Genomic DNA, 17,886 nt, shown 5'->3' with positions numbered 1-17,886 from the left:
CTGTCCTCGTTTCGGTGTCGGGACGGGTCAGCCCAACGTCCACTGCTGGTTGCTGCCGCCGTTGCAGGTCCACAGCTCGACGGGTGCGCCGTCGGCGGTGGAGGCGCGGGTGACGTCCAGGCACAGTCCGGATTGGCCACCGGTGACCGTGCCGTTGGAGTTGACGGTCCACTGCTGGTTGCCCTGGCCGTTGCAGGGCCAGGTCACCACCTTCGTGCCCGCGCTCGTGCCCTGGCCGGAGGCGTCGAGGCACATCGTCGCGCCGCCGAGCGTCGCCGTCAGCCTGCCGTCCGTCGTGCGGGTCCAGGTCTGGTTGGCCTGGCCGCTGCAGCCGGCGATCTGCAGCTGCGTGCCCTGGGTGGAGTTCGGGGCGGCCAGGCACTTGCCCGCACCGACCGCGTGCAGCGGCCCGGTTCCGGTGTTGCTGCTGCCGGTGCCGTACCCGGCCGCGACGATGTTGGCCTGGACGGCGTTCTCGGTGGCGTCCGAGGGATAACCGGACGTCATGACCCCTTCGTAGAAGGTGCCGGCGGATCCGATGCTGTTGTCCCCGCCGGTGCCGAGGATGATGGCGCCTTCCTTGCGCATCGGGTTGTAGCCCGCCACGTTCGGGCGCACGCCGTCGTAGAAGGTGGACACGCCGCCGGACTGGGCGTTGCCGCCGCGGATGGCCCACCGGTTCGGGCCGCCCTTGATGATCGCGGTCAGGTACCGGTGGCTGATGCTCGGGTCGTTGGCGTTGTAGCGCTGGTTGACCCCGGAGAACAGGCCGTTTTCCAGGTCGGCCATGATCCACGGGCCGTTGCCGGCGCCGTAGCCCCAGACCTTGATGTTGCCGAAGTAGATGGCTTCCATCGTGCCGTTGCCGTTGTCCCGGCTGTTGCGCTCGGCGTTGCCGTAGTCGAAGCAGCAGCCGCCGTTGTAGTGCGTCCCGTCGAAGATCGCGTACATGCCCTCCGGCTGGTCACCCGTCGCGACGCCGTTGGTGTTGTTGTTGCGGTAGCCGGTGCCCGGCGCCACGAACACGCCGTACGCCTTCTGGCCGCCGACGGTGGTCGGGGCGGCCGTCGCGCTGGCCAGGTTGTCGTACCCGCCGGGCGCCGGGCCGGGGAAGCCGCCCGGCGGCGCCTGGGTCAGGTGGTTGCCGCGGCCGGACTGGTCGTAGATGACCGTGATCAGGCACGTCGTGCCCGCGCAGAACGAATCCTGCGTCGCGGCGTTCGCGACGCCGCCGGCGCTCAGGACCCCGATGTCCCGCGTCGTGCTGTCCGACGCGCGCCGCACTTGGTAGAGCGAGCCGTTGTACGCGCCGTACAGCGCCCGGGTGGTCGAGTGCGCGGCGACGCACGGCGTGCCGCCGGCCGCGTAGATGTCACACGGCCCCTCGGTGGCCGCCTGGGACGTCGTCGCCGTGCCGGTCAGCGCGCCCGCGGCGATCACCACGGCCGGCCACACCCTTCTCCAGCGTGCCTTCATCGACGAACTCCTCCGTCTGTTTCGAATGCGGCTAGCTCCGCGTCCACTTCTGGGCGTTGCCGCCGGTACAGGTCTGCAGGGTGACCGGCGTGCTGTTCGCGGTGCCGTTCCCGCTCGGGGTGAGGCACAGTCCCGATTGGACACCGGTGATCGTGCCGTCGGCGGCGGCATTCCACTGCTGGTTGGTGCCGCCCGTGCAGTCCCAGATGATCGCCCGGGTTCCCGACGTCGTCGCGGCGCCCTCGGCGTCGAGGCACTTGCTGCCGTACACCTGGAGCTGCTTGCCGGAGGTGAGGGTCCACTGCTGGTTGCTGCCACCGTTGCAGTCCCACAGCGTCACCTGGGTACCGTTGGTCTGGGACACGCCCGGGACGTCGAGGCAGCGGCCGGCGCCGGTGTTGCGCAGCACGGAGGTCGAGCCGCCACCCGAACCGGCGACGGAGAGGTTGTCGAACTGCGCGGTCTCCCCCACGCTCGTGCCGATGCCGACCTGGCCGGCCGGGAAGGTGCCGTCGGTGATCGTGCCGAGCACGGTGCCGTCGACGGAGGCGGTGATGGTGCTGCCGGAAAAGCCCAGTGACAGCTTGTGCCAGCTGCCGGTGCCGAGCGCGGTCGTCGTGCCGGTGCGCAGGGTCGTGTTCTGCTGGCTGGTGTTGTTGCGCCGGATGGACCAGGCGCCGTTGTCGCTCACCCGCAGGTAGTACGCGTTCAGCGCGCCCTGGTTGCCGGTGTCCTGCGAGCCGGCCCGGCCGAGCAGCTCGACGTACCCGGACTTCTCCAGCAGCACGTCCGTGCTCAGCGTGTAGTTGCTCCAGGCCACGTTGCCGAGCAGCGCGTAGGGGTCGACGAACTTCTTCCAGGGGATCGTCTTCTGCGTCGCGGACTGGCGGACGCAGGTGCCCGCGCGGCCGGCGCCACAGGCGGAGGTTTCGAAGGCGCCCTCCATGTCCATCAGGTACTTGGCTTCCTTGCCCTTCGCGTATGCCTCGAAGTCATCGCTGTAGGGCAGGTTGAGCGAACCCTGCGGCGGACTGGTCGCGGTGCCCTTGCCCTGCCCGGTGGTGGTCGTGATGGAGTAGAGGTAGCCGGGTTGGACGGTCAGGGAGAAGGCCCCGCCGGACGGGGTGATGTCGGTGCTGTGGACGAAGTGGTCGCCCGTGTTGTTCGAGTTGAGGTTGGTCGACCACACGTGCACCTGGCCGGTGGACAGCCCGCCGGTGACGTTCAGGTTCAGCGTCTGGGCCGACGTGGCGTCCATCGTTTCGATGATCGTGCTGTAGTCGGTGTTGTTGGGCGACTTGAGCGAGACGTAGCTGCCGTTGTTGCGGTTCCCGCCGAGGTAGCCGCTGGAGGCGTCGAGGTACTTCCAGCCGGGCGCGGTGAACTGCGTCGTGTGCGCCAGCGCCCACGCGTCCTTGCCGACCGAGTAGTAGCCGGACCACGGCTGGTTGGCGAGGATCAGCCCCACGGTCGGCCACGGGATGTTCGGCGTGACGGCGGCGATCAGGTCCCAGTTGAGGTAGGCGGTCATCTTGCCGTCGAGGTAGACGCGGTTGATCCCGCGGGCCAGCGGCTTGGCGCCGTCGTTGTAGTCCTGGGAGCCGTTTTCGCTGGACCACAACGTCTTCCCGGTGTTCGTGACGTTCGCCGGGACGCTGCAGGAGGTCTGCGCGCTGAGGTAGCCGCAGGTGTAGTGGGCACTCAGCACGTCGGTCGCGTTGCGGTAGGCCGTGTTGGTCGAGATCGCGCTCGCGGGGCCCCAGTCGCCCGGCCACGAGTCACCGGAGATGATCTTGACGGCGCTGTACCCGTTGGCGTTGAGCGCGTTGCGGAGGGTGACCGTCCAGTCGGCGCTCCACTGCTTCTCGTTCTGGACGCTCGTGAGGTAGTCGATGGTCAGCCCGTGCTGCTTGGCGCACCCCAGCCACGACAGGTAGTAGTCCGTCAGGTCGTTGGAGAAGAAGGTGCCGTTGCCGATCCAGCCCGGGGCGCCCCAGGGCAGGCCCACGAGCTTGATGCCGGGGTTGCGCGCCTTCGCCTGTTCCATGAGCCACCACTCGTACCCGCGGTTGCAGTCCAGATCGCCGCGGAAGTGGGCGTGGCTGGGCTCCGCGCCACTGGTGGAGTTGGTGTCCCCGCCCATTTCGACCTTGAGGATCTGCAGGGCGGCGCCGTAGCCGGGCTTGAACAGGTAGTCGAGGATCTGGCCGCGCTGCGGCTCGGGGTAGTCGATCAGCAGGCGGGTGTTGCCCCCGCCGCCGCTGACCGCGCCGACCCCGTCGAACGTGCGGCCGCCCGAACCGCCGTTGACGGTGATCGAGGTGGCGGCCTGGGCCGGCGCCGCGGCGACGACGCCGCCGGCCACGGCCAACACGACCGCGGTCACCGCCGCTGCCGCGATTCTCGCGCTCCGGAGCATGGTAGTCCTCACTTCCGAACGAAGGCGGCGCCCGGCGAAACTCTCGGGCCAGCCGGCGAAACAATCGGTCGATCAGCGAAGGGGGAAACCGCCATGAGAACCCCATCTTCGTCGATGGCGAACACGCTGGGCGTTAACGCTAACAGCCACCCTGCCGCCGAACAACCATCGGCACCGGACCCCCGCGCAGTTTACGAAACACCGCGGTCACCGCCACCTCGGACGGCAATCACCGCAGTTCAGCGGGCCGTCGCGAGGCTCGCACCGGCGCTTCGCGAAAATGTAATTTTCGCGCCGGCGAGCGAGAACGACACCCCGTCCCCCTTTCCCGGGCCGCCTCCCCCGGCTACAGTCTCCGATTGCTGGGAGCGCTCCCAGTGGCCGGTTCCGGCGCCACCCCGCCGTTCGAAGGAGAAGGTGCATGGGAAGCAGGACAGTGGCAGCCGGCGGACTCGCCGCGGTGGCCGTGACCGCCGTGGTCGCCACGACCACGGGAGCCGGCGCACAGGCCGCCGCCTCGGCGTACTACGTCGACCCGGGCACCAACGCGGCCAAGTGGGTCGCGGCGAACCCCGGCGACTCGCGCACCGCGGTCATCCGCGACCGCATCGCCTCGGTACCGCAGGCGCGGTGGTTCACCACCACGAACACGTCCACGGTGCGCGGTGAGGTGGACGCCTACACCAGCGCGGCGGCCGCCGCGGGCAAGATCCCGATCATGGTCGTCTACGACATCCCCAACCGCGACTGCGGCGGCGCGAGCAGCGGCGGCGCACCGTCCCACGACGCCTACCGGGCCTGGATCGACCAGGTGGCAGCCGGGCTGGCGGGCCGGCCCGCCGCCATCGTGCTCGAGCCCGACGTGCTCCCGCAGATGACGAACTGCCAGAACAGCGATCAGCAGCGCCAGACCACGGCGTCGATGGCGTACGCGGGCAAGAAGCTGAAAGCCGGCTCGTCGCAGGCGAAGGTGTACTTCGACATCGGGCACTCCGCCTGGCTTTCCCCCGGTGACGCCGCGACGCGGCTGCGGGCCGCCGACATCTCCAACAGCGCCGACGGCATCTCGACCAACGTGTCCAACTACCGCGCGACCTCCGACGAAGTGGCCTACGACAAGGCGATCCTCGGCCAGCTCGGTGACTCGCGGCTGAAGGCCGTGGTGGACACGAGCCGCAACGGCAACGGGCCGCAGGGCAGCGAGTGGTGCGACCCGGGCGGGCGTGCGATCGGCACGCCGAGCACCAACCAGACCGGCGACGGCCAGATCGACGCGTTCCTGTGGATCAAGCCGCCGGGCGAGGCGGACGGCTGCATCGCCACGGCCGGCCAGTTCGTGCCCCAGCGGGCCTACGACCTCGCCATCGCGGCCGGGCCGATCCAGACCACCACCCCCACGACGCCGACCACGCCGACAACACCGACGACACCCACCACGCCGACCACGCCCACTTCCCCGACCACCACGACCCCGCAGCCGACCGGCGGCTGCAAGGTCACCCACCGGGTGGTCAGCAGCTGGCCGACCGGCTACACCGGCGAGATCGTCATCGAGAACCGCGGCGCGGCCATCACCGGCTGGACGCTGACGTTCTCCGCACCCGGCGTGACCGTCAGCCAGGGCTGGGCCGGGACCTGGAGCGACACCGGCGACGTCGTCAAGGTCGAGAACACGTCGTGGAACGGCAACCTGGGCACGAACGCGACGGCCACGCTCGGCTACAACGCGAACTACACCGGCAGCACGCCGCCGTTCCTGCAGCCGGCGCTCAACGGGACCTACTGCTCCTGAGCCGTGCGGCCCCGGCCCAGCCGCAGCGCGGAGACGAGGAAGAAGACGCCGCCCAGCGTGGCGTAACCGGCCAGTGCCGTCAGCGTGGCACCGTCCATTGTGGCCTGGAGGACGAACGAAGCACCGGCCACGACGGAGATCGCACCGCTGAGGATCATCGGCCACTGGCCGCCGAGCCCGCGCCGGGTGACGCCGACGACGAGCTGGACCAGGCCGGCCACGATCGCCCAGCCGCCCCACACGCGCAGGACGCCCGGGATCCCGGACGAGGCGGCGACGGCCAGGCCGGCCGCGGCGAGCAAGCTGATCGCGACGTTCACGTAGAGCGCCGCGATCGGCTTGCCCGCCCGGGCCGAACGCGCGTCGAACCCGGCCGCGGCGACGTCGAACAACGGGTACAGCACCAGCAACGCGATGCTGACCGGGCCGAGGCTCGACGCCGTCGCGAAGAGCAGGCCCGCCCAGACGAGGGCGAACGCGAACCGGACGAAGTAGAGCCGCCGCAGGGTCTGCGCGAGGCCGGCGTCCGGAGCGGTGGTGGTGGCCATGCACTCTCCTAGTAGATAGAACGATCTGTCTCGTTGGCGACTATGGCACCAGTACTTCGCCGCCGTCAAGACCGACCGTTCTATCTGCTAGGCTGGGTTCAGCGAACCGGGAGGTGAAGAGCGGGTGTCCGAAGCGCGCGCACGCCTGCTGGCCTCGGCCAGCCGGCTGTTCTACACCGAGGGCCTGCATTCGGTCGGCATCGACCGGGTCATCGCCGACGCGGGCGTCACCCGCGCGACGCTCTACCGGCACTTCCCCGGCAAGGACGACCTGCTGGTCGCGTACCTGACCGAAGTGGACAAGGCCATCCGGGCCCAGGTGGCGGCGGCGCGCACGGCGACGCCCGGCGCCTCGCCCGAAGACGTCGTCCAAGCGGTGGCCGCGACGATCGCCGACGGCATCCGGGCACCCGGGTTCCGGGGCTGCGCGTTCCTCAACGCCGCCGCCGAATACCCCGACCCCGCCCACCCGGTCCACCAGGCCGTCCTCGCGCACCGGCAGTGGTTCCTGGACACCGTCACGGAACTGCTCGCCGACACGGGAGAGACTGCCCCCGAGCCGGCGGCCCGGCACTTCGTCATGCTCCGCGACGGCGCCATGGCCGCGGGCTGCCTCACGGACCCGGCCCCGGTCTGCGCGACGTTCTTGCTGGGCGTGGCGGGAATCCTGCGCTACCGGGACGTGCCGGTGGCGGCCGGAACCAAGCGGCGGACCCGGGGCTAGACCGTCCGGCCCGCGCTCCACGCCACCACGGGCACGGCCGGCGAGCCGAGCTTGGTGCCCTTGCGGTAACCGCTGCCGAAGATCAGGCCGAGCACCAGGACGGCGAGGACGGCCAGCAGGATCCACAGCCACCACGACTTGCGCACACCGTCTCCCCTCGCCGGAATCCGGGCACACGCTACCGGTCGATTGGCCCGGCAGCCGGATGGGTATTCCTCCCGGCATGGGTGCTTGGGGCAAGCGGCTGGTCGCTTTGGCTGTGGCTGTGGTGGTTCTGGTCGCCGCGGTACTCGTCGCATCGGCGGTTCACCTGTTACCCCAAATGCGCAACCCGTTCGCGGAGCGGACCGAGGAGCACTCCGGTCCGGTTCTGCTGCAGTCGATCGTCGAGCTCTCCCGCTACGAGGCGGCGAGTGGTTCGTTCCAGGTGGTCGTCGACATCACCACCAGCTCGGTCCTCCCGAGTTTCCTGGTGGGCAGCGACACGTTGTTCATCGGAGTGGGCACGGACAACGCGTACGTGGACTTCTCGCGGTTGAAGGGCAACGCGGTCCAGGTCTCCGACGACCGCCAGTCCGCCACGATCACGCTGGGACACGCCCAGCTGGAGCCGGCAACGCTGGACGTCCACGAGTCCCACGTGTACGCCCAGCAGCAGGGCCTCTTCACCCGCATCAACGAGTTCCTCGGCGGAAACCCCAATTCCCAGCAGGCGTTGTACGAGCTGGCCCAGAAGCAGATCCAGGCGGCGGCCGCCAAGAGCACACTGGTGGCCGACGCCGAGCGCAACACCCGGACCATGCTGACCGGGCTGCTGCAATCACTGGGCTTCAAGAACATCACGATCAAGTACGCCGACAACGACGCGGGCTGACCGCCACGCGGCACCCGGTGCCGCGTGGCGGTGAAGTCACAACCAGGCTTCGGGGTGGCGGAGCACCCATCCCGTCAGCCGTTCCGCACCAGCCGCCACCGATTGGCCGCGGCGCCGTTGTCCGGCCCCTGCACCGCATAAGCCCCGGCCGAGGTGGAACCGTTCTCGATGGTCAGCAGCTTCCCGCTGTTGACGTTCCGGATCTTCGACGTCCCGTCGCCCTGGTCGATCAGCGTCCACCGGTGATCAGCGGTGCCGTTGTCCGACCACTGCAGAACGCGAGCGTTGTCGGCCGTCGACATGTCCAGGACGCCCAGCACCTTGCCACTGTTGGCGTTCCGGAACCGGACGGCGCTGCCGTCGGTGATCATCTCCCAGTTGTGGTCCGCGGTGCCGCTGTCCGACCACTGCAGCGCGCGGCCGCCGTCGGCGGTGGACATGTTCTCGACGCCCAGCACCAGCCCGCTGCCCGCGTTGACCAGCCGGTAGGTCGTCGCGCCGGCTCCCCCGGTGTTCCAGTACACGGTGTAGTTGAAGCCTTGGGCGTCGTAGAAGGGCACCAGGTTGACGGCGGAGCCGTTCGCGGTGGCGCTGAAGGTGAGTGCACTGCTGCTGGTCCGGGTGACCGAGCTCGCGTTCAGGGACGGCAGCGCGCTGAGCGTGCTGGTGCCGTAGTTCCCGGCCAGGACCACCGGGCCGTAGGTGACCGCCGCGACGTTCGCGTTGTCGTTGGCCGCCTTCAGGGCGACCTTCATCGGCAGGCGGACGGTGACCGTGTCGCCGGAGGCCCAGGACCGGGACAAGGTGGCGTAGCTGCCGGGGGTGGTGGTCACGTTCTGCGCGACGCCGTTGACGCTGATGGTCGCCCCGGTGGCCCAGCCGGGGATGCGGATGCGCATGGCCCAGGTCCCGCTCACGCTCCCGGTCACGGTCAGCGTGCCGGTGTCGCTCGCCGGGAACGAGGTGGTCTGGGTGACCGTGATGCCGCGCTGGGTCCAGGTGAGCACCGAGGGCAGGAACTGGTTCACGATCAGCGTCGTGTCCGCGTAGAAGTAGATCGAGTCGGCCAGCTTCGTCTGGGTTTCCAGCCCGGTTCCCTGGCAGCACCAGAACGAGTTGTAGTCGGTGCTCCACGTGCCGCCGCCCCAGGCCGGGCCGAGGCCGCGGCGGCCGCCCGGGTTGAGCGAGCTGAAGTACGTGATGTGCCCGTGGCTGTCGGCCGGGTTCTGCTGGCCGATCATCTGGTTGAGCAGGGCGCGTTCGTAGTAGTCGGCGAGGTCGGCGCGGTCCGGGTACAGCGCGATCAGTTCCCGGGTCAGCTTGAGCATGTTGTAGGTGTTGCAGCTCTCGCAGGTGTCCTGGTTGAGGTAGCCGGCGATGGCGTTGGGCGCGCGGAAGTGCTCGGCCTGGCTGTTGCCGCCGATGGCGTAGGTGTGCGCGCCGACGGTGATGTTCCACGCGTTGGTCGCGATGTCCCGGTACCGGGTGGTGCCCGTGGCCTTGTACTCGCGCGCCGCGCCGATCCACTTGGGGACCTGCGTGTTGGCGTGCAGCCCGTTGAGCTGATCCCGGTTCGCCGCCAGCGGGTCGAACACGGCGGCGTGGTCGAACCGCTGCGCGGCGGTCAGCCACCGCGCGTCTCCGGTGAACTGGTAGAGCTCGGCCAGCACGTCGTTCATGCCGCCGAACTCGGTGTTCAGCACCGACTGCATCTGCGCGGTGCTGAGCCGGGCGGTCCGCCGGTCGACCCACCCCGCGAGGTTGAGCAGCACGTCGCGGGCCTGGGTGCTGCCGATGTACCGCCACACGTCGAGCAGGCCGGCCATGGTCTTGTGGATGCAGTAGTAGGGCACGTTGCCGTTCGTCAGCCGCCCGGCTTCGAGGTTGTCGAAATCGGACTCGGGGAAGCCGGACAGATATCCGGCGGAGAACCCGGCGGCGCCGTTGTTCGCTTGGCACTTGGCCAGCTCGGCCACCATGGCCGTGGCCTTGTCCCGGCACGAGGTGTCACCGGCGACGGCCCACAGCTGCGCCCACGCCGTCAGGAAGTGTCCCTGCACGTGGCTGCGGAACGGGAAGCTCGGCGCGTCCCAGCCCCCGTTGGCGGCCGCGCCGGCGGTGGAGAGCCGGTGGTTGGCCCGGAAGACGTAGAGCAGCCGGTTGACGTCGACGAACCGCAGGTAGTTCTGCGTCCGGTTCTGGTTGTCCAGCCACCGGCTCGCGGTCAGCCGCACCTGGCCGAGGTCGAACGGGAACGCGGACACCCCGGTGTCCGGGCGGACCGGCCCGGCGGCCGCGGTGGCCGCCGAAGCGGCGGGTGCCCAGCCGACGGCGGATCCGGCCGCGGAGGCGATGGCGGTGGCGCCGGCGGCTTGGAGCAGTCGCCGCCGGCTGAAGGGTGAGGTCACCGGGGTTCTCCGTTCGTCAGTGGACAGAGGGCGGGAGCATGTTAACGCTAACAACCATTCTTGTCACGGCCCTGAGGACCGGAAGGCAGACGGGCATCCCGTTCTTCCCGCAGCGGGAACGGCGGGCGGAGCTCGAACTCGTCGAAACGCGGCCCGCCGGCCCGCGGGCCGCCTACCTCCACCACCGCGTGAAGCACCGGCCGGGAATCGTTTCCCGGAATCCCCGGCTCTCTTTCCGGCGTCGACGGCAGAACTGAAACTTTCATTTCCGGCTGGACGACCATTCGAAATCTGTGCTACAACGCAAATACCCTTGAGCAGACTTCTCGCGCCGAGGGCCCGAGGATTTTCCCGTCGGCCGAAGGGGTTTCGCATGCCCAGGCTCAGATCGCCGTTCCGGACTTTGGTGACCGCCGCGCTGCTCGTGCTCGCCGTGGGCGGCACTCCCCCGGGCGCCGCCGCGGCCACGACGGCCCAGGCGGGCACGCCGAGTGCCGGCTGTGGCAAGAATCCGACGCTCACCAGCGGCAAACGGACGATCCAGAGCAACGGCAAGAGCCGCAGCTTCATCCTGAAGATCCCCGACACCTACGACAACGCCACTCCGCACCGGCTCGCGTTCGGCTTCCACTGGCTCGGCGGCACCGCCGAACAGGTTTCCTCGGGCGGCAGCGACGGCTACGCCTGGGCCTACTACGGCATGCAGTCGCAGTCGGGCAACTCCACGATCTTCGTGGCGCCCCAAGGGCTCAACAACGGCTGGGGCAATTCCGGCGGCGAGGACGTGACCTTCACCGACGACATGGTCCGGCTGATCGAGAACGACCTCTGCGTCGACACGACGCAGCTGTTCTCCGTCGGATTCAGCTACGGCGGCGCGATGAGCTACGCACTCGCGTGCGCCCGGGCGACGGTCTTCCGCGCGGTCGTGGCCATCGCCGCCCCCGGCGCGATCAGCGGCTGCAGCGGCGGCACCCAGCCCATCGCGTACATGGGCATCCACGGGGTGTCGGACAACATCGGCGCCGGCCGGGGCCTGCGGGACACGTTCGTCCGGAACAACGGCTGCACCCCGCAGAACGCCCCGGAACCCGCCGCGGGCAGCAAAACCCACTACCTGACCGTCTATTCGGGCTGCCGGACCGGGTACCCGGTGGTCTGGGCCCCGTTCGACGGCGGCCACCAGCAGGGCCCGGTGGACGGCTGCACCGGCTGCGAAAGCGGCGCCAGGAGCTGGGACAAGGCCGAGATCTGGAAGTTCTTCAGCCAGTTCGGCGACAGCGACCCGAACCCGCCCACGTCGCCGGTGCAGGTCGGCGTGAACTACTCGCTCGTCGCCGCGCACAGCGGCAAGTCGGCGGACATCAACGGGGCGTCCACCGCCGCCGGAGCCACGCTGATCCAGTGGTCGCCGCACAACGCGGCGAACCAGCAGTTCGACTTCCTGGCCTCCGCCGACGGCTACTACCGGATCCGCGCCCGGCACAGTGGCCTCGTCCTGCAGGTCGCGAGCTCCGCCGCCGGCGCGGACATCACCCAGCAGCCCGACACCGACGCGACGGCACAGCAGTGGAAGGTCACCGACCAGGGCGGCGGCGCGGTCAGCTTCGTCAACCGGGCCAGCGGGCTCGCCATGGACGTCTGGGGTGCCTCGACCGCCGACGGTGCCCGGATTTCGCAGTACGCCGCCTCCGGCGGCACCAACCAGCGGTTCCAGCTCCAGCGCGCCTGAGGATCGGAGAACGACGATGCCCGACCTGACCCGCAGGCAGGCGATGCGGCTGGGTGCCGCGCTGGTGCCGGTCGTGTGGACGGCCACCGCCCGGACCGGCTCGGCCGCGCCCGCGGACGTCCGGGCGGTGAACGACCTGGCTCTGTGGTACGACAAGCCGGCCGGCACCGAGTGGCTGCGCGCGTTGCCGATCGGCAACGGCAGGCTGGGCGCCATGGTGTCCGGCAACACCGACACCGAACGCCTGCAGCTCAACGAGGACACGGTCTGGGCGGGCGGCCCCCACGACTACAGCAACACCCAGGGCGCGGGGGCGCTGTCGCAGATCCGGCAGCTGGTGTTCGCCAACCAGTGGACGCAGGCGCAGTCCCTGATCGACCAGAAGATGCTCGGCACCCCGGCCGCCCAGCAGCCGTACCAGCCCGTCGGCACCCTCAGCCTCGCGCTCCCCGGCGGCAGCGCCTCTTCGTACCAGCGCTGGCTCGACCTGACCACCGCCACGACGGTCGTCACCTACGTCGTGAACAACGTGCGGTACCGGCGGGAAGTGTTCGCCAGTGCCGTGGACCAGGTGATCGTCATGCGGTTGACGGCCGAGACGCCGGGCTCGATCTCGTTCTCGGCGTCGCTGGGCACCCCGCAGCGGGCGACGACCTCGAGCCCGAACGGCGCCACGATCGCGCTGGACGGCATCTCCGGGGACAGCCGGGGCATCGCCGGTTCGGTCCGGTTCCTCGCCCTCGCCGGCGTGACGGCCGAGGGCGGGAGCACCAGCAGTTCGGGCGGCACGCTGCGGGTGTCCGGGGCCAACGCCGTGACGCTGCTGATCTCGATCGGCACCAGCTACGTCGACTACCGCACGGTGAACGGGGACTACCAGGGCATCGCCCGTTCCCGGCTGGCCGCCGCCCAGGCCCTCCCCTACGACTCCCTGCGCAGCCGGCACCTCGCCGACTACCAGAAGCTGTTCGGGCGCACGACCCTCGACCTCGGCCGCACCGCGGCGGCCGACCAGCCGACCGACGTCCGGATCGCCCAGCACAACACCGTCAACGACCCGCAGTTCGCCGCGCTGCTCTTCCAGTTCGGCCGCTACCTGCTGATCTCCTCGTCCCGGCCGGGCACCCAGCCCGCCAACCTGCAGGGGATCTGGAACGACCAGCTGAACCCGTCGTGGGAATCGAAGTACACCCTCAACGCCAACCTGCCGATGAACTACTGGCCGGCCGACGTCACCAACCTCGCCGAGTGCTACGAACCGGTGTTCGCGATGATCGGCGACCTCGCGGTCACCGGGGCGCGCACCGCCCAGGTGGAGTACGGGGCCCGGGGCTGGGTCACCCACCACAACACCGACGGCTGGCGCGGATCCTCCATTGTGGACTTCGCGCAGGCCGGGATGTGGCAGACCGGCGGGGCCTGGCTCGCCACCATGATCTGGGACCACTACCGGTTCACCGGCGACGTCGATTTCCTGCGCGCCCGCTATCCGCTGCTGAAGGGCGCCGCCCAGTTCTTCCTCGACACCCTGGTGACCGAACCCTCGCTGGGCTACCTGGTCACCAACCCGGCGAACTCCCCCGAGCTGAACCACCACGCGAACGCGTCCGTGTGCGCGGGGCCGACGATGGACATGCAGATCCTGCGCGACCTGTTCGACGGCTGCGCGGGCGCGTGCCAGGTGCTGGGCGTGGACGCCGCCTTCGCCGACCAGGTCAAGGCGGCGCGGCAGCGGCTGGCGCCGATGAAGGTCGGCTCGCGCGGCAACATCCAGGAATGGCTCTACGACTGGGTGGAGACCGAGCAGAACCACCGGCACATATCGCACCTGTACGGCCTGTACCCGAGCAACCAGATCAGCAAGCGCGGCACGCCCCAGCTGTTCACCGCGGCCCGCAGGACCCTCGAACTGCGCGGTGACGACGGCACCGGCTGGTCGCTGGCCTGGAAGATCAACTACTGGGCGCGCATGGAAGAGGGGGCCAAGGCGCACGACCTGCTCCGGCTCCTCGTGCGGACCGACCGGCTGGCACCCAACATGTTCGACCTGCACCCGCCGTTCCAGATCGACGGCAACTTCGGGGCGACGTCCGGCATCGCCGAACTGCTGCTGCACAGCCACAACGGCGAGTTGCACCTGCTGCCCGCGCTGCCGCCCGCCTGGCCGGCCGGCAGCGTCACCGGCCTGCGCGGCCGCGGTGGCTACACGGTCGGCGCGGCCTGGAGCGGCGGCGCGGCGACGCAGCTCACCATCACCCCGGACCGCGACGGCGACGTCAAGGTCCGCAGCCGGATGTTCACCGCGGCCTACGAGGTGCTCGACACCACGAGCGGCGCCACGGTCCAGCCGGTGTCCGTCGAGGCGGACCTGGTCCGCTTCGCGGGCCAGGCGGGCCACACCTACCGCGCCACTTCCCTCGGCGGGCCACCGCCGGTGGTGGAACCGGGGGTGAACTACCGGCTCGTGGCCCAGCACAGCGGCAAATCGGCCGACATCAACGGCGGCTCGACCAGCGCCGGGGCGACGCTGATCCAGTGGCAGGCCACCGGCGGGCTCAACCAGCAGTTCGACTTCCTCGCCTCCGACGGCGGCTTCCACCGCATCCGGTCCCGCAGCAGCGGCCTGGTCCTCCAGGTCGCGTCGACCGCCACCGGTGCGGACATCACCCAGCAACCCGACACCGGAGCGACGACCCAGCAGTGGAAGGTCACCGACCAGGGCGGCGGGGTGGTGAGCCTGGTCAACCGGGCGAGCGGACTCGCGATGGACGTCTGGAGCGCCTCGACCGCCGACGGTGCGCGCATCTCGCAGTGGACCGTGACCGGGGCGGCCAACCAGCGGTTCCTGCTCCAGCGCACGTGACCGGCGTCAGGGCCGACGCAGGCCGTTGACCAGGAGTTTCACCAGGTGCCGCGCGTCGTAGTACGTCGCCGTGCCCGCGCCGGCGCAGAGGCTGCCGACGCCGCGCATCAGCTCGAAGGCGTCCTGGCCCGGGACGATCTCGCCGGCCGCCGCGGCTGCGTCCAGCAGCTGCGTGCACACGGGACCGAGGCGTTCGAGGAAGTAGGTGTGGAGCGGGTCGTAGCAGGCTTCGCCGGACTGCAGCACCGACGCCAGCCCCTGCTTCGTGATGACGAAGTCGACGAACCGGTCGATCCACTCGACGAGGGCCCGGTGCGGCCCGGATTCGCCGGCGAGCAGGGCGGGACCGGCCTCGGCCAGGGCTTCGACCTGCCGCCGGTACACCGCGAGGATCAGGTCGGCCCGGGTCGGGTAGTGGCGGTAGATGGTCGCCGTGCCCACCCCGGCCCGGGCGGCGATCTCCCGGATCGGCGCTTCGACGCCGGACGTCACGAACACCGCGGCCGCGGCCTCCAGGACGTTCCCGGCGTTGCGCCGCGCGTCGGCGCGCTGCGGCGGTTTTCCTGCCGCCGTCCGGGAATCGCTCACGACCGCATGCTACCGGCCCCCACCGGGTGGCCGGCGTCCAGCAGCAGCCCGGCCAGCTCCGCGGGCGCGGTGATCATGCAGTCGTGCCCGGCGGCGAGCTCGCGCACGTCCGCGGGCTCGCCGTTCGGCTGCACGGCGGGCACCGGGCGCCGGTCGAACCCCGCCGGCTTCACCGTGCAGTGGATGTGCGTGCGCGGGATCGCGGCGGCGGCCGGGTTGTCCAGGGCGACCGGCTCTTCGAGGCACCGGATCGACTGGTCGGACAGCATGGTCCGCAGCCACGCGACGTCCCCGGGCTCGGTCACCCCGAAGAGGCCGAAGGGTGCGGGCAGCTCGGGCAGCGGCGGGACCCGCCAGCCGGTCCCGAGCATGCTGCGGGTGATCGGCATGACGTCGAGCCCGTTCTCCCCGTCGGCGGGCACCATCGCGTCGAGGTACACCAGCCGCGCGAGGCGCTCCGGCACCTCGTTGGCCACCGCGGAGATCACCAGGCCCGCGTAGCTGTGCCCGACCAGGACGACGTCGTGCAGGTCCGCCTCGACCAGCAGCCGCACGACGTCGGCGGTGTGCGTGCGGAGCCCGACGTCCGGGTTCAGCAGGTGCTTCGTGTCGCCGTAGCCGGTGAGCGTCGGGGTGAACACCGGCCGCCCGCTCGCGGCCAGCCGCGGCACGACCCGTGCCCAGCACTGCCCGGTGTGCCAGGCGCCGTGGACCAGTACATACGTGATCGCCATGGGGACTCGACTCCTCAAGTGGGACACTGTCCCGGTTACCATACGGGACAGCGTCCCACTTGAGTACGCGGGTCAGTCCTCGTGGACCGGTGCGGCGGCCCGGAGCCCGTTGAGCGCGATCGTGGTGAACCGCCGGACGGCCGCCACCCGCGCCGCCGGGGTGGCCGCCTGGATCCCGCCGGCCGCCCTCAGCACCAGGACGACGTCGTCCAGCGTCGTCTCCGGACGCACCTGACCCGCGTCCCTCGCCCGGCGCACCAGCTCGGCAAGCGACTTGAGCGCCCGCTCGCGATCCGCGGTGAAGTCCAGTGCGCCGGGGAACGCCGCCACGAACGCCGCGGTCGTCCCCCGGTCCCGGGCGTACAGCTCACCCAGCCGCTCGATCACCCGGCACAGGCCACGCCCGGCGTTCGCGTCGGCGAGGCCGTCTTCGACGACCGCGTAGCAGGCGTGCAGCCGCTCCGCGAACGCCTCGGCGAAGAGCTGCTCCTTGGTCGGGAAGTGGCGGTAGAGCGTCGCCGGGCCGACGCCGGCGTGCCGGGCGATCTCCCGCATCGGCGCGGTCAGGCCCGCTGCGGCGAACACGGCCCGGGCCGCCTCGAGGAGCCGTTCGCGGTTGTCCCCGGCGTCCGAACGCCGGAACCGGGGCAAAGAGCCGGTCACCGTCTCACTTTAGCCGGAACGGACGGGTGCGTCCGGTACGGTCGCGGCCGCCTCGAACCCAGGGAGCTGACCGTGAAAGCAGTGGCAGTGCGGACTTTCGGCGAGCCCGGCGGCCTGGCCGTCGTCGACGTTCCCGACCCCCGGCCGGCCGCCGGGGAGGTGGTGATCACCACCGAGGCGATCGGCGTCGGCGGCGTCGACGCCCTCATCCGCCGCGGCGCCCTCGCGGCCTACGGCTTCGAGGCCGGTCACGTCCCCGGCAGCGAGGTGGCCGGGGTCGTCACCGCGCTCGGCGCCGGCGTCGACGAGTCGTGGGCCGGCAGCCGCGTCTGGGCCCCCACCGGCGTGGGCGGCGGGTACGCCGAACAGGCGCTCGCGCCGGCCACGGCACTGGTCCCGCTGCCGGCGGGCGTGTCGCCGGTCGACGCGGTGACCGTCGCGGGTTCCGGCGTGGTGGCCCACTTCGGCCTCCGGCACGCCCGCTTCGCGCCCGCCGAGTCGGTGCTCGTCCGGGGCGCGGCCGGCGGCATCGGGGTGCTGGCGGTCCAGTTCGCGGCCCGCGGCGGGGCGGGCACCGTCGCGGTCACGACGTCGTCGGCCGAGCGCGGCGCCCGCCTGCGCGCACTGGGTGCCACCCGGGTGCTGGACCGCACCGGCGAGGGATCCACCGGCTACGACGTCGTCATCGACATCGTCGCCGGGGAAGAACTGCCGTCGTTCTTCGCCAAGCTCAACCCCAACGGCCGCGTGGTCGCGGTGGGCGCGGTCGGGGGCCCGCCACCGGCCGGGCTGGCCGCGGCGATGTTCGCGGCGTTCCGGAAGTCGCTGTCGTTCGCGACCTTCAGTGCCGACACGGTGTCCACAGAGGACCGCCGGACCGTGGCCGCCGGGCTGCTGGCCGCCGTGGGCCGCGGCGAGGTGGACGCCGTCGTCCACGACGTGCTGCCGTTGGGGCGGGCCGTGGAGGCCCACCGGCAGCTCGACGCCGGTGCCGTGTTCGGCCGGATCGCGCTGGTCCCCGCCTGAAGCGGCTCAGGCCGGGTTCATGCCCTTCTCGTCCTCGCC

General features: G+C 70.8%; 14 protein-coding genes. 6 read left to right on the top strand and 8 right to left on the bottom strand.

The window, feature by feature from the left end:
- Positions 1 to 27 precede the first annotated feature (27 nt).
- Both QRY02_RS09160 and QRY02_RS09155 read right to left on the bottom strand, forming a co-directional pair.
- Positions 28 to 1,476, bottom strand: coding sequence for an arabinofuranosidase catalytic domain-containing protein (locus tag QRY02_RS09160; RefSeq protein WP_285991065.1), 1,449 nt, complete (start codon positions 1,474 to 1,476; stop codon positions 28 to 30).
- Positions 1,477 to 1,507: 31 nt separating this feature from the next.
- Entirely contained in the window at positions 1,508 to 3,895 is a 2,388-nt protein-coding gene (locus QRY02_RS09155) for a ricin-type beta-trefoil lectin domain protein (RefSeq protein ID WP_502874195.1), read from the bottom strand.
- A gap of 436 nt (positions 3,896 to 4,331) precedes the next feature.
- On the opposite strand from QRY02_RS09155, the gene QRY02_RS09150 reads away from it, so the two are divergent.
- The gene (locus QRY02_RS09150; RefSeq protein WP_353069523.1) at positions 4,332 to 5,687 is read left to right on the top strand and encodes a glycoside hydrolase family 6 protein; all 1,356 of its coding nucleotides are present in this window, start codon (positions 4,332 to 4,334) and stop codon (positions 5,685 to 5,687) included.
- Here QRY02_RS09150 and QRY02_RS09145 read toward each other — a convergent pair.
- Positions 5,675 to 6,235, bottom strand: a complete 561-nt coding sequence (locus QRY02_RS09145) for a hypothetical protein (protein ID WP_285991062.1) — start codon at positions 6,233 to 6,235, stop codon at positions 5,675 to 5,677. The two genes, QRY02_RS09150 and QRY02_RS09145, sit on opposite strands and share 13 nt — an antisense overlap.
- A 124-nt stretch (positions 6,236 to 6,359) precedes the next feature.
- On the opposite strand from QRY02_RS09145, the gene QRY02_RS09140 reads away from it, so the two are divergent.
- Positions 6,360 to 6,959 (top strand): TetR/AcrR family transcriptional regulator, encoded by a 600-nt coding sequence (locus QRY02_RS09140; protein WP_285991061.1) that lies wholly within the window; start codon positions 6,360 to 6,362, stop codon positions 6,957 to 6,959.
- Here QRY02_RS09140 and QRY02_RS09135 read toward each other — a convergent pair.
- A complete protein-coding gene (locus QRY02_RS09135; RefSeq protein WP_285991060.1) occupies positions 6,956 to 7,105 on the bottom strand; it encodes a hypothetical protein in 150 nt (49 codons plus the stop codon). The genes QRY02_RS09140 and QRY02_RS09135 overlap by 4 nt on opposite strands.
- Before the next feature lie 176 nt (positions 7,106 to 7,281).
- Here QRY02_RS09135 and QRY02_RS09130 point away from each other — a divergent pair, with 176 nt between their 5' ends.
- Positions 7,282 to 7,833: a DUF4230 domain-containing protein gene (locus QRY02_RS09130; RefSeq protein WP_285991059.1), complete on the top strand. Its 552-nt coding sequence runs from the start codon at positions 7,282 to 7,284 to the stop codon at positions 7,831 to 7,833.
- A gap of 74 nt (positions 7,834 to 7,907) precedes the next feature.
- Here the strand turns inward: QRY02_RS09130 and QRY02_RS09125 are convergent, their stop codons facing one another.
- Positions 7,908 to 10,241 carry a beta-L-arabinofuranosidase domain-containing protein gene (locus QRY02_RS09125; protein ID WP_285991058.1) on the bottom strand — a complete coding sequence of 778 codons (2,334 nt, stop codon included), beginning with the start codon at positions 10,239 to 10,241 and terminating at the stop codon, positions 7,908 to 7,910.
- A 373-nt stretch (positions 10,242 to 10,614) separates the two neighbouring features.
- On the opposite strand from QRY02_RS09125, the gene QRY02_RS09120 reads away from it, so the two are divergent.
- Both QRY02_RS09120 and QRY02_RS09115 read left to right on the top strand, forming a co-directional pair.
- Complete coding sequence (locus QRY02_RS09120) at positions 10,615 to 11,973, top strand: RICIN domain-containing protein (RefSeq protein ID WP_285991057.1); 1,359 nt, start codon at positions 10,615 to 10,617, stop codon at positions 11,971 to 11,973.
- A 16-nt stretch (positions 11,974 to 11,989) separates the two neighbouring features.
- Positions 11,990 to 14,836, top strand: a complete 2,847-nt coding sequence (locus QRY02_RS09115; protein ID WP_285991056.1) for a glycosyl hydrolase family 95 catalytic domain-containing protein — start codon at positions 11,990 to 11,992, stop codon at positions 14,834 to 14,836.
- Positions 14,837 to 14,842: 6 nt separating this feature from the next.
- Here QRY02_RS09115 and QRY02_RS09110 read toward each other — a convergent pair whose 3' ends face one another.
- The 3 genes from QRY02_RS09110 to QRY02_RS09100 form a co-directional block, all read right to left on the bottom strand.
- Positions 14,843 to 15,424 (bottom strand): TetR/AcrR family transcriptional regulator, encoded by a 582-nt coding sequence (locus tag QRY02_RS09110; RefSeq protein ID WP_285991055.1) that lies wholly within the window; start codon positions 15,422 to 15,424, stop codon positions 14,843 to 14,845.
- Positions 15,421 to 16,158 carry an alpha/beta hydrolase gene (locus QRY02_RS09105; protein WP_285991054.1) on the bottom strand — a complete coding sequence of 246 codons (738 nt, stop codon included), beginning with the start codon at positions 16,156 to 16,158 and terminating at the stop codon, positions 15,421 to 15,423. Before QRY02_RS09105 ends, QRY02_RS09110 begins: the two co-directional genes overlap by 4 nt.
- 72 nt (positions 16,159 to 16,230) lie before the next feature.
- Positions 16,231 to 16,809 (bottom strand): TetR/AcrR family transcriptional regulator, encoded by a 579-nt coding sequence (locus QRY02_RS09100; protein WP_285993803.1) that lies wholly within the window; start codon positions 16,807 to 16,809, stop codon positions 16,231 to 16,233.
- Positions 16,810 to 16,893: 84 nt separating this feature from the next.
- Here QRY02_RS09100 and QRY02_RS09095 point away from each other — a divergent pair, with 84 nt between their 5' ends.
- The gene (locus QRY02_RS09095; protein ID WP_502874194.1) at positions 16,894 to 17,847 is read left to right on the top strand and encodes a zinc-binding dehydrogenase; all 954 of its coding nucleotides are present in this window, start codon (positions 16,894 to 16,896) and stop codon (positions 17,845 to 17,847) included.
- Positions 17,848 to 17,886: the final 39 nt, after the last annotated feature.

This window comes from Amycolatopsis sp. DG1A-15b, assembly GCF_030285645.1.
GTDB lineage: Bacteria > Actinomycetota > Actinomycetes > Mycobacteriales > Pseudonocardiaceae > Amycolatopsis.
This window is presented reverse-complemented; position numbering and strand designations above follow the sequence as displayed.

Excerpts from the sequence above, each read along its gene's own strand:
- QRY02_RS09160 (WP_285991065.1), bottom strand. The coding sequence starts at position 1,476 with ATGAAGGCACGCTGGAGAAGGGTGTGGCCGGCCGTGGTGATCGCCGCG.
- QRY02_RS09130 (WP_285991059.1), top strand. The coding sequence starts at position 7,282 with ATGCGCAACCCGTTCGCGGAGCGGACCGAGGAGCACTCCGGTCCGGTT.
- QRY02_RS09145 (WP_285991062.1), bottom strand. The coding sequence starts at position 6,235 with ATGGCCACCACCACCGCTCCGGACGCCGGCCTCGCGCAGACCCTGCGG.
- QRY02_RS09120 (WP_285991057.1), top strand. The coding sequence starts at position 10,615 with ATGCCCAGGCTCAGATCGCCGTTCCGGACTTTGGTGACCGCCGCGCTG.
- QRY02_RS09115 (WP_285991056.1), top strand. The coding sequence starts at position 11,990 with ATGCCCGACCTGACCCGCAGGCAGGCGATGCGGCTGGGTGCCGCGCTG.
- QRY02_RS09105 (WP_285991054.1), bottom strand. The coding sequence starts at position 16,158 with ATGGCGATCACGTATGTACTGGTCCACGGCGCCTGGCACACCGGGCAG.
- QRY02_RS09155 (WP_502874195.1), bottom strand. The coding sequence starts at position 3,895 with ATGCTCCGGAGCGCGAGAATCGCGGCAGCGGCGGTGACCGCGGTCGTG.